The organism is Kitasatospora sp. MBT63 (assembly GCF_000710465.2).
Lineage (GTDB): Bacteria > Actinomycetota > Actinomycetes > Streptomycetales > Streptomycetaceae > Kitasatospora.
In genome coordinates, this window is sequence record NZ_JAIZ01000169.1 from 1 (window position 1) to 206 (window position 206).

The 206-nt window shown below is 68.9% G+C and carries 1 protein-coding gene; it reads right to left on the reverse strand.

Translation table 11 applies throughout. The features are described 5' to 3' along the window. A partial coding sequence (locus AA75_RS11840) for a phosphoadenosine phosphosulfate reductase family protein (RefSeq protein WP_033819882.1) occupies positions 1-206 on the reverse strand: 206 nt, incomplete at both ends.

A 206-nucleotide genomic window follows, 5' to 3' on the forward strand; every position in this document is an offset into this window, starting at 1 on the left:
ACCTCGGGGAAGTTGTGCCCGGTGTCGACGTGCAGCAGGGCGAACGGCACCGGCGCCGGGTGGAAGGCCTTCAGCGCCAGGTGCAGCATGACGATCGAGTCCTTGCCGCCGGAGAACAGGATCACCGGCCGCTCGAACTCGCCCGCCACCTCGCGGAAGATGTGCACCGACTCCGCCTCCAGGGCGTCCAGGTGCGACAGCGCGTA